Here is a 7074-nt window from a genome sequence, read left to right as displayed (position 1 = left end):
GTCCATAGCGGCAGGGAAACGCCCGGTCCCATCCCGAACCCGGAAGCTAAGCCTGCCAGCGCCGATGATACTACCCTTTCGGGTGGAAAAGTAGGACACCGCCGAACACAAATTAAGAATCGCCCCCCACTTTTTAGTGGGGGGCGATTCGCTTTTAACAATCAATTCCCATTGTCGATTTTCAGTCGATATTCAGGGGGATATTCGCTGCGTCGAGGCTCACATGATTATGTCGGCCGTGGCTGCTACCAGTATCCTTTGCGGGAAGGGCGGGTAGAAAGGCACACGTGGTCGGAGACAGACAAGGCGACGCAGAGCGGCGCCCGCGGCGTGCATCCAACGACCGCACATCGAACAACTCGGGTCCTCGGCGGCACTACGACCAGCGTGGGCGGGATCAACGTTCCGGCGCGCCCCGGACTTCCGGGCCGGGACGGGCGCGTGCGGCGCAGCCGACCGAAGATGGCGATCCCAGACACGACGGCCCGAAGTTGCCGGCCGATGTCGAGGCCAAGGAGCTGGCGCCCGATGTGCGCCGGGAATTGGTGACGCTGGACAAGACCACCGCTGATTTCGTGGCCCGGCATCTGGTGATGGCCGGCAAGTTGCTCGATGACGATCCTGATGCCGCGCTCGCCCACGCCCGTGCCGCCCGCAATCGGGCCGGCCGGATCGCGGTTGTGCGTGAGGCTGTTGGCATCGCGGCCTATCACAGCGGTGACTGGGCACAGGCTCTCGCCGAATTGCGCGCGGCTCGGCGTATGGGCAGCAAATCGGCCTTGCTTCCGATGATCGCCGATTGCGAACGCGGTGTGGGACGGCCCGAGCGGGCATTGGAGTTGGCCCGCAGTGACGAGGCAGCCGCCCTCACCGGTGAGGATGCCGACGAGTTGCGCATCGTCACTGCCGGCGCCCGCTCGGATCTCGGGCAGTTCGAGCAGGCATTGGCGATCCTGTCCACGCCGCAGCTCGACCCGACCAGTGTGGGGCCGACTGCAGCCCGGCTGTTCTACGTGTACGCCGACACCCTCCTGGCGCTCGGACGAACCGACGAAGCGCTGCAGTGGTTCCTCCATGCCGAGCAGGCCGACACCGACGGCATCACCGACGCGGAAGACCGGATCACGGAGCTTTCCTGACGTGACCACGCTTGCGCGGCAACATGATTGCCTGCTGCTCGATCTCGATGGCACGGTGTTTCGAGGCCACGAGCCGACCGCAGGTGCAATTGAGAGCCTGGCCGGCCTCGACGCGCGGGTGCTCTATGTCACCAACAATGCGTCACGTGCCCCCGAGCAGGTTGCCGAGCACTTGCGTGAACTCGGATTCGCGGCCGCGTCTGGCGACGTGGTGACCAGCGCTCAGAGCGCTGCGCATCTGCTGGCCGCCCATGTGCCGCCGAATTCTGCGGTTCTCGTCGTCGGGACGGACGCGCTTGCCGGTGAGGTGAGCAATGTCGGGCTGCGCCCAGTTCGGACGTTCGACGAGGGCCCGGTCGCGGTGGTGCAGGGTCACTCGCCGGATACCGCGTGGCCGAATCTGGCCGAGGCGGCGCTGGCCATCCGTTCCGGAGCGTTGTGGGTGGCGGCGAATGTGGACCTGACGTTGCCTTCCGAACGGGGGCTTCTGCCGGGTAACGGCTCGATGGTGGCGGCATTGCGGGTGGCGACCGGGCAGGATCCGCTGGTGGCCGGTAAGCCTCAGCCGACACTGATGAACGATGCATTGAGCCGCGGGACCTTCGGGACTCCGCTCGTGGTGGGAGATCGGCTCGATACCGATATCGCCGGTGCCGTCGCGGCCGGGCTGCCGAGCCTCATGGTGCTCACCGGCGTCAGCACCGCGAGCGAGGCGGTGCACGCGGCTTCCGCCGAACGTCCCGGATACCTCGCCGCTGACCTGCGCGGACTGCACGCCGACGCCGACGTGTTGCGCATCGGGCCCAACGCGGCCTGGCGGATCGACATCGACACCAACACGGTCACGGTGCACGCCACCGGGCAGGAACCCGTAGACGACCTGTCGGTGGTGCGGGCCACCGCACACGCGGTGTGGGGTGCGGATCTGGACCAGGCCGCGTTCACGGTGTCGGCCGGCGACGACACAGCGCGACGGGCGCTGCAACGTTGGTCGTTGCTGTCGGCACCGATCGACTAGCGTGAGTGTCGCTATGACTACCGATCCCGACCAGCTGCGTGCGCAGGTTGCCGCAGTGCTGGCAGACGTGCCGGATCCGGCGGTGGACCCGTCCGCCCTCGACGGCATGGACATCGACGTGGTGGCTGCCCGGCTCGAGCAGGCCCACGACCTGCTCGTGCAGGCCCTGGAATCCGTCGACAGGGGGCAGCCGAGCGGACCGCAGGCGACCGGAAGGTGAGCGCCGGTGGCGCGGCGCGCTCGCGTTGATGCCGAGCTGGTGCGACGGGGTCTGGCCCGGTCCCGCCAGCAGGCAGCTGAACTGATCGAGGCCGGCCGGGTGCGGATCGACGGCATGCCCGCGGCCAAGCCGGCTACCGCGGTCGCGCCGGACACCAACATCATCGTTATCGCCTCCGAAGAACGCACCTGGGTGTCGCGGGGCGCGCACAAACTGATCGGTGCGCTCGACGCGTTCGACGTCACTGTGGAGGGCAAGCGCTGCCTCGATGCAGGTGCTTCGACCGGGGGCTTCACCGAGGTCCTGCTCGACCGTGGCGCCGCCGAGGTGGTGGCCGCCGACGTCGGTTACGGCCAGCTGGCCTGGCCGTTGCGCTCCGACGAGCGGGTACACGTACTCGAACGCACCAATGTGCGGGAGCTGACCCCCGAAGCGATCGGCGGGCCGGTGCAGCTGATCGTGGCCGACCTGTCGTTCATCTCGCTGGCCACCGTTCTTCCCGCGCTGACGGCCTGCGCAGCTGCCGACGCCGATATCGTTCCGATGGTGAAACCGCAGTTCGAGGTCGGCAAGGATCGCGTGGGCGCGGGCGGCGTGGTGTCCGATCCAGAGTTGCGCATCGACGCGGTGTGCACGGTCGCCCGCAAGGCGGCCGCATTGCAGTGGCATGCTGTCGATGTGACGGCCAGCCCGCTCCCCGGACCATCGGGCAATGTCGAGTACTTCCTGCACCTGCGTGCTCAGAGCGACCGTCCGCTGGACGGCGAGTCGTTGGCGCAGGCAGTGCGGCGGGCTGTCGAGGAGGGGCCGCAATGACGGCTGAACGCACGATTCTGCTGGTGGTGCACACTGGCCGAGACGAGGCGACCGAAGTTGCCCGCCGGGTGGAAAAGGTGCTCGGCGACAACGGCATTGGTCTGAAGGTGCTCTCGGCGGAGGCCGTTGACCGCGGCCCGCTGCATCTGGCGCCGGACGACATGCGAGCCCTCGGCGTGGATATCGAGGTGGTCGACGCCGACGAGCGCGCGGCCGAAGGTTGCGAGCTGGTACTGGTGCTCGGCGGGGACGGTACGTTCCTGCGGGCCGCCGAGCTCGCGCGCAATGTCGAGATCCCGGTGCTGGGAGTCAATCTGGGCCGGATCGGATTCCTGGCCGAGGCCGAAGCCGAAGCCATCGACCATGTCCTCGAGCGCGTCATCGAGCGCGATTACCGTATCGAGGAACGGATGACCCTCGACATCGTGGTGCGAGTCGGGACGGATGTGGTCAACCGTGGGTGGGCGCTGAACGAGGCCAGCCTGGAGAAGGGACCGCGGCTCGGGGTGCTCGGCGTGGTGTTGGAGGTGGACGGCCGCCCGGTCTCGTCGTTCGGCTGCGACGGTGTGCTGGTGTCGACCCCGACGGGATCCACCGCCTATGCGTTCTCGGCCGGCGGCCCGGTGCTGTGGCCGGACCTGGAGGCGATTCTGGTGGTACCCAACAACGCTCACGCTCTGTTCGCCCGCCCGATGGTGACCAGCCCGTTGGCCAGTATCGCGATCGAGATCGAGGCGAGCGGCAATGATGCCCTGGTGTTCTGCGACGGGCGCCGCGAGATGGTGGTGCCGGCCGGTGGCCGGCTCGAAGTGACCCGCTGCGGGACGCCGCTGAAATGGGTGCGGTTGGACTCGGCGCCGTTCACCGATCGGTTGGTGCGTAAGTTCCGGCTGCCGGTCACCGGATGGCGGGGACAGTAGATACCTGTGCTGTCAGAGATTCGTATCGAGTCGTTGGGCGCGATCAGTGCTGCCACCGCGGAGTTCGACCGCGGATTGACGGTACTCACCGGTGAAACCGGTACCGGTAAGACGATGGTGGTGACCAGCCTGCACCTGCTCGGTGGGGCGCGGGCGGACGCTACGAGGGTGCGTTCGGGTTCCGACCGTGCCGTGGTGGAAGGCCGTTTCAGCACAATCGAACTCGGTGAGGACGTGACCGGACGGGTCGAGGAGATCCTGGAATCCTCCGGCGCCGAGCGTGACGACGACGGCAGCGTCATCGCGGCCCGCTCGGTCAGCCGGGCCGGGCCGTCGCGCGCGTATCTCGGCGGGCGCAGCGTGCCGGCCAAATCGCTGAGCAGCTTCACCGCCCAGGTACTGACATTGCATGGCCAGAACGACCAGCTGCGGTTGATGCGGCCCGACGAGCAGCGGGTGGCACTGGACCGGTTCGCCGACGTCGACAAGCCGCTCGCCCGCTACCGGACTATCCGCGACGAGTGGCTGACGGCGCGCCGTGACCTGGCGGACCGCCGTCGGCGGGCCCGGGAACTGGCCCAGGAAGCCGACCGGCTCAGCTTCGGGATCCACGAGATCGATGCGGTCGCACCGGAACCCGGTGAGGACGAGGCGATCGTCGCGGACATCCGCCGGCTGTCGGAACTCGACGCCCTGCGTGAAGCCGCGCAGACCGCCCGCTTCGCATTGGCCGGCGAGCTCGACGAGCCCACCCCGGAGTCCTTCTCGGCCGCCGACAGTGTGGGCCGCGCGCAGGCGGCGCTGGAGTCCACCGACGACTCGGCGCTGCAGGCATTGGCCGTCCGCCTGGCCGAGGCGATGGCGGTGATCGGGGACGTGTCCGGCGAACTCGGCGACTATCTGTCCGAATTGCCGAGCGACGCCAGCACTTTGGAGACCAAGCTGGCGCGGCAGGCCGAGCTGCGGACACTCACTCGCAAGTATGCCGCCGACGTCGACGGGGTACTGGAGTGGTCCCGCGAGGCCGCCGAACGGCTGGCGCAGCTCGACGTGTCCGAGGAGAGTTTGGCCGCCCTGGACGGCAAGGTCTCCGAGCTGGAGGCTCAACTGGTCGCAGCGGCAGGCGAACTCACCAAAGCCCGGTCCAAGGCCGCCAAGGGGCTGGCCAAGGCGGTGACTGCGGAACTGGCCGGGCTGGCCATGGCGAACGCGGTGTTCACCATCGGTGTCGCCCCGATGCCGGCGCGAGCCGACGATTCCGCGCCGGTGACCATGCCCGACGGCGAGATGGTGCACGCCGGTCATGACGGCGTGGACGCGGTCGAGTTCGGGTTCACCGCGCACCGTGGCGCGGACGTGCTGCCGCTGGCCAAGAGTGCCTCCGGCGGTGAGCTTTCCCGCGTGATGCTGGCCCTCGAGGTGGTGCTGTCGGCGTCGACCGCGGGTACCACCATGGTGTTCGACGAGGTCGACGCCGGGGTCGGCGGCCGCGCCGCAGTGCAGATCGGCCGCCGTCTGGCCCGGCTGGCGCGCACCCACCAGGTCATCGTGGTGACCCACCTGCCTCAGGTCGCGGCGTTCGCCGACGCGCATCTCGTGGTCGACAGCGGCAATGGCCGGGCCAAGTCCAGCGGCGTGCGCCGCATCGATGACGAGGACCGGGTCGCCGAGTTGGCCCGGATGCTGGCCGGATTGGGGGAGTCCGACAGCGGCCGGGCCCACGCCAGGGAGCTGCTCGAGGCCGCGCAGCAGGAGCGCAGTACGCCGTAGGCCGGCGCGCATTGCGATGAGTTCGCGCCAGGTTCGCAGTCGGTACGCAGAGACCTGCAATCACTACCGAAGGAGCATCCATGGCGGAATCAGTGAAGGGGCCGGCGAGCTACTTCCCGTCGATCGAGAAGAAGTACGGGCGGCCGATCGCTGAGTGGCAGGAGCTGATTCGCTCGTCGCCGTTGGCCAAGCACATGGAGTTGGTCGGTTGGCTCAAATCCGAGCACGGGATGGGCCACGGGCACGCCAACGCGTTGGTCGCCCATACCCTCGCCGAGGGGCGCGCCTAGCTCTGTTCGGCGGGCAGGCCCGGGTTGGCCGGCGACAACTCGGCGGAGCTCCACCGCAGTGGGCTGACGCGTGTCAGCTCCACCACCTCGTCGATCATGAAGTCGACCGCGCACTGTGCGCCCGCACTGGAATCGGCTTCGTCCCAGTTGATTTCGGCAGTCCCGGTGAGCTGGATCGTCGATCCGGACGACCAGTCGACCACCAGCAGCCCGCACCGCGAATTGGCGTCGATGTTGCCCAGCGTCATGAACATCGAGTTCCCGCGATAGTCCGGCCAGCGCAGCCGCTGCGGTGAGAGCACCTGCAGGAAGCCTGGATTGCCGCCCCGGTGGGACGCGTCGGCACTGCCCACCGCATCCGCCGAACCGATGAAGAAGGCGTCGGCGGTGGCGATGAGCTCTTGCTGCCGATCAGTCAGTGACTCGCCACGGTGCAACTCGGGCGGCTCCATCGCGGACCGCACCTCGGCGATGTCTCTGCGCGAGATGTACTTCGGGCAGTTCGAATACACCTGGTCGGTGTGGATCCGCAGGCCGGTCGCGAACGGCTCGGCGGAGCCGTTCACCCGCATGCGGCGCCGGGTCTGCGGCTCGATGGCGAGCATCCCGATCTGCTGGTCGTTGCGCAGCACATCGTGGAGCGGATCGCCCGGCACGGGCAGCGCCTCGATCGTGATTGTGCGCGGATCGTCGGCGTGGACGAAGCCGGGTGGACCAGCGATCAAGCTGGTCCACACCCGGCGTCTGTCGTCGGCCGCGGCGATCACGATCATCGGTTGTTCGGCGAGGAATGCGGCGGCGGCCGCGGGAACCTCGGTGCGGATCATCCGGCCGACGCGGGCGGCGATGGTCTCCTGTCCCATCCGCCGCTGCACCGCCAACTCACCCGAGTGATACACGG

8 protein-coding genes and 1 rRNA gene are annotated in these 7074 nt (G+C 68.2%); 8 read left to right on the top strand and 1 reads right to left on the bottom strand.

Features of this window, described 5'->3' with window-relative positions; all coding sequences use genetic code 11:
• From rrf to ACZYZ7_RS07140, 8 genes are all read left to right on the top strand, one after another.
• A 5S ribosomal RNA gene (rrf, locus tag ACZYZ7_RS07175) occupies window positions 1-107 on the top strand; the annotation flags it as partial.
• A gap of 180 nt (window positions 108-287) precedes the next feature.
• Window positions 288-1139: a tetratricopeptide repeat protein gene (locus ACZYZ7_RS07170; protein ID WP_450071751.1), complete on the top strand. Its 852-nt coding sequence runs from the start codon at window positions 288-290 to the stop codon at window positions 1137-1139.
• A gap of 1 nt (window position 1140) precedes the next feature.
• On the top strand, window positions 1141-2157 hold the full coding sequence (locus ACZYZ7_RS07165; RefSeq protein WP_450071750.1) for an HAD-IIA family hydrolase: 1017 nt from the start codon (window positions 1141-1143) through the stop codon (window positions 2155-2157).
• Window positions 2158-2170: 13 nt separating this feature from the next.
• Entirely contained in the window at window positions 2171-2377 is a 207-nt protein-coding gene (locus ACZYZ7_RS07160; RefSeq protein ID WP_135455321.1) for a hypothetical protein, read from the top strand.
• A gap of 6 nt (window positions 2378-2383) precedes the next feature.
• The gene (locus tag ACZYZ7_RS07155; RefSeq protein WP_450071749.1) at window positions 2384-3193 is read left to right on the top strand and encodes a TlyA family RNA methyltransferase; all 810 of its coding nucleotides are present in this window, start codon (window positions 2384-2386) and stop codon (window positions 3191-3193) included.
• Complete coding sequence (locus ACZYZ7_RS07150; protein WP_075923076.1) at window positions 3190-4113, top strand: NAD kinase; 924 nt, start codon at window positions 3190-3192, stop codon at window positions 4111-4113. Before ACZYZ7_RS07155 ends, ACZYZ7_RS07150 begins: the two co-directional genes overlap by 4 nt.
• Window positions 4114-4119: 6 nt before the next feature.
• A complete protein-coding gene (gene recN, locus ACZYZ7_RS07145; RefSeq protein WP_450071748.1) occupies window positions 4120-5883 on the top strand; it encodes a DNA repair protein RecN in 1764 nt (587 codons plus the stop codon).
• A gap of 80 nt (window positions 5884-5963) precedes the next feature.
• Window positions 5964-6173, top strand: a complete 210-nt coding sequence (locus ACZYZ7_RS07140; RefSeq protein WP_135455315.1) for a DUF4287 domain-containing protein — start codon at window positions 5964-5966, stop codon at window positions 6171-6173.
• Here ACZYZ7_RS07140 and ACZYZ7_RS07135 read toward each other — a convergent pair.
• The gene (locus tag ACZYZ7_RS07135; RefSeq protein ID WP_463740569.1) at window positions 6170-7036 is read right to left on the bottom strand and encodes a pyridoxamine 5'-phosphate oxidase family protein; all 867 of its coding nucleotides are present in this window, start codon (window positions 7034-7036) and stop codon (window positions 6170-6172) included. The two genes, ACZYZ7_RS07140 and ACZYZ7_RS07135, sit on opposite strands and share 4 nt — an antisense overlap.
• Window positions 7037-7074 lie beyond the last annotated feature (38 nt).

Source organism: Mycobacterium sp. IDUB_17, from assembly GCF_055419465.1.
Note: the sequence above shows the minus strand (reverse complement) of the source record. Positions and strands in the feature narration are given on the sequence as shown.

Bases quoted from the DNA above. Each gene is read 5' to 3' on its own strand.
- ACZYZ7_RS07160 (WP_135455321.1), top strand. From the start codon at position 2,171: ATGACTACCGATCCCGACCAGCTGCGTGCGCAGGTTGCCGCAGTGCTG.
- ACZYZ7_RS07150 (WP_075923076.1), top strand. From the start codon at position 3,190: ATGACGGCTGAACGCACGATTCTGCTGGTGGTGCACACTGGCCGAGAC.
- ACZYZ7_RS07140 (WP_135455315.1), top strand. From the start codon at position 5,964: ATGGCGGAATCAGTGAAGGGGCCGGCGAGCTACTTCCCGTCGATCGAG.
- ACZYZ7_RS07135 (WP_463740569.1), bottom strand. From the start codon at position 7,036: ATGGGACAGGAGACCATCGCCGCCCGCGTCGGCCGGATGATCCGCACC.